The sequence below is a fragment of the Mesorhizobium sp. M7A.F.Ca.US.002.01.1.1 genome, from assembly GCF_004022955.1.
Classification (GTDB): Bacteria; Pseudomonadota; Alphaproteobacteria; order Rhizobiales; family Rhizobiaceae; genus Mesorhizobium; species Mesorhizobium ciceri.
On sequence record NZ_RZQE01000603.1, the window covers coordinates 1 to 2,962 of the forward strand.

A 2,962-nucleotide genomic window follows, 5' to 3' on the forward strand; every position below is an offset into this window, starting at 1 on the left:
CTTCAGCACATAGTACACACGATCTACTTTGCTCCAGCCCAGGATCCGATGCCATTGCGAGTACCGGTCTTGGTGTCGGAAGCCTCAGGCCAGCCGATATCCTTCTGCAGTTCGATCGGCAAGGAACGGATGGCGCGCTCGGTCTGGTAGCGGGCGCGTGCCGCGCTGAATTCGGTCGCGATGCGACCAAGAGACGACAGGATAGACATTTCTTTCTCCTTTGGTGGCTGGCGGGTGCCAGACAGCGCGTTGGTTACGTCGGGTTTGTTTCAACTTCATTTCGTGTCGAATGCAGGTCTGTGTCGGGGTCGTTTCATGGCTGCTTGTGGCAGCTGCCTCATTCGATGGAGTTGACTATCCTCCCAATCTGATGTTCAATCAAACGAAATGGAATGATGTTTTGTATCAGAAAAATTGAAGGTCGGTTGCCATGAACGCCCCGCTCAATCATCCGCTGCCACTGCTCGATCTCGACGTTTTGCGCACTTTCGTGGCGATTGCCGAGACCGGCAGCTTCACCACCGCCGCCAATGCCGTCTTTCGCACGCCTTCGGCCGTCTCCATGCAGATCAAGAAGCTGGAGGACATTCTCGGCCGCTCCGTGTTCGCGCGCGACGCCCGCTCGGTGTCGCTGACCACGGCCGGCGAGATGCTGCTCGGCTATGCCCGCCGGCTGCTGTCGATCAACCGCGAGGTGGTGTCGAAGTTCATCATTCCCGAGATTGTCGGTGTCGTGCGGCTTGGTTCGCCGGACGATTACGGCGAGCGCGTGCTGCCGCATGTGCTGAAGCGTTTCGCGCAGTCGCATCCGTCGATCGCCGTCGACGTCACTATCGACCAGAGCAGCAATCTGCGCCGGCGCATGGACGACCGGGCGCTCGACATCACGCTGCTGACCAATTCCTACAAGACCAGCGCGCTCGGCGCCGAGGTGCTGCTGACCGAGCCGATTGTCTGGGCCGGCGCCAAGGGTGGCTGCGCGCATTTGCGCGAGCCCTTGCCGGTGTCGCTTTGGGAAGAGGGCTGCGCCTGGCGCGCCGGAGCGCTCGATGCGCTTGGCCGCGAGGGCCGCAACTACCGCATCGCCTATATGAGCGCGCACACAGCCGGCCAGCGCGCCGCGATCATGTCCGATCTCGCCGTGGCGCCGCTGCCGAAGTCGTTTCTCGGCAACGACATGGTCGAACTCTGCCCGAAGGACGGCATGCCCGACATCGGCACCTACAATCTGGCGATGGTGGTGGCGCCGGACGCCAGCGCGCCGGTCAAGGCCGTCGCCGACCACATCCGCGCGACCTTCGAAGTGTTCCGGGAAACCGGCAAGTTCTGACCGGCTGGTAAGGACGACAATATAGAGCTACTCCGCCGCTTCGGCGGGGCGCTGTTCAGGCCTTACTCTCGTGTCTTGCACGATCCGGCTCTCCCCGAGAAATTCGACGATGCGCTCGCGGGCGCGCCGGGCCTCCGGCATGTCGATCAGCGGCCAGACGTGGAACATGCCTTCCTCATAGACAAGATCGATTTCAACGCCGGCGGCGCGGGCTTTTTCCGCGAAGATCAGATTGTCGGGCGTCAAAAGATCGCGCGAGCCTGTCAAAAGCAGTGTTCTTGGCAGCACTGACAGATCTCCATAGACCGGGCTGATATGCCAGTCGCTGGGATCGATGCCGGCACTGTACAGACGAATCGCCTCTCGTCCGCCAGCTATGCCCAGCCAAGGGTCGTTGCGTTCCGCCTCGAACACTGCGGGATTGGTGAGCGACACGTCGAGACCCGGCGAAATGAGCACATGTCGTGACGGCAGGGACAGTCCTTCTTCGGCGGCCATCATGGTCAGCACCACAGCCATGTTGCCGCCGGCGGAATCGCCCATGAAGACGATGTCCTCGGCCTCCGTCTCGGCGAGCATCTGCCGGTAAACATCGCCAACCATTCCGAACATGGCGTGGAAATCATGTTCGGGAGCGATTGGATAGATCGGCACCGTGATTGCGTAGCCCAACCGATCCGCCATGTCGGCAATCAGGTGCCAATGATAGGGCGTGATTTCAAAGACATAGGCGCCGCCGTGCAAGTAGAGAATCCGCTTCTGTTCGCCGGACTTGGGTGGGATTTCGTATACGGGGAAGCCATCGACCGTATGCATCTCGATGTCGAGACGCTGGTGTAGCGAGGCGGGCGGCCGGTGGTTCTCGGTCTTGCGCGCGGCCGCGATCCAGCGCTGCAGATTTTCCGGACTGGCAAATGCCTGCTTACGGCTGTGCCGCAAGACAAAAGACACGACATGGCTTTTCAAACTTGGCATGCGAATACACGAACTTCGGCCAAAGCCGACTAAGAGAACCCCCTAGATCGAAAGATTGTGCCGTGGCTGAAAATGTCAAGATTTGCGCCCGCGTCTACACGGCGGTTTGATCCGCGCCGCAGTGGTCAGCGACGCGGTAAAAGTGCGGCTCGCAGCCGGTTGCTGGTGGTCGCCGGGGACATGCGAGGTTCCCGGCGCATGCCGAGCAATTTGCATTTGTCGGCGAAGGTCATCAGCGCGCGGCGCTCCAGATAGCGTTGCTGAGGGATGCCCTTTCACTGGATCGCGGCGACACCGGCCAGCCGATGTCCTTCTGGATTTCGGGCGGCAGGCTGTTCAGCAGGCGCCGCGCCTTGCTGCGGTCATGGGCTTGTCTGATGGCGGTGCCATAGCGGCTCAGGCTTTCGAGCATTGACATCGTTGTCTCCCCTGGAGCGTTGCAGCGGCTGAAAGATATTTCCTGCCTGCCGTTCGATGCCGGTTGAATGCGCCTGCCATGTATCTGGCGAATTTCACGAAAACAGCGTTTTGGTTTCCGGATCAGACGATCCGGAAACATTTGCATGCAAATGAGTTTCGAAAGGTGTTGGCGGGGGCGGGCCGCTTATTCCCGTCCACGCCTCCGCCCCTCGTGGCCTTCGCGCGAACCCCGGCCCG

The 2,962-nt window shown here is 60.9% G+C and carries 4 protein-coding genes; 1 reads left to right on the top strand and 3 read right to left on the bottom strand.

The features are described 5' to 3' along the window. Positions 1–23: 23 nt before the first annotated feature. The gene (locus EN932_RS32690; protein WP_013531162.1) at positions 24–209 is read right to left on the bottom strand and encodes a hypothetical protein; all 186 of its coding nucleotides are present in this window, start codon (positions 207–209) and stop codon (positions 24–26) included. Between the two features lie 221 nt (positions 210–430). Between EN932_RS32690 and EN932_RS32695 the strand changes: the two genes are divergently transcribed. Beyond that, the gene (locus EN932_RS32695; RefSeq protein WP_128369388.1) at positions 431–1,330 is read left to right on the top strand and encodes a LysR substrate-binding domain-containing protein; all 900 of its coding nucleotides are present in this window, start codon (positions 431–433) and stop codon (positions 1,328–1,330) included. Between the two features lie 27 nt (positions 1,331–1,357). On the opposite strand, the gene EN932_RS32700 is transcribed toward EN932_RS32695, so the two are convergent. Further along, on the bottom strand, positions 1,358–2,305 hold the full coding sequence (locus tag EN932_RS32700; protein ID WP_127370350.1) for an alpha/beta hydrolase: 948 nt from the start codon (positions 2,303–2,305) through the stop codon (positions 1,358–1,360). Between the two features lie 232 nt (positions 2,306–2,537). Further along, positions 2,538–2,723 (bottom strand): hypothetical protein, encoded by a 186-nt coding sequence (locus EN932_RS32705; RefSeq protein WP_027160508.1) that lies wholly within the window; start codon positions 2,721–2,723, stop codon positions 2,538–2,540. Positions 2,724–2,962: the final 239 nt, after the last annotated feature.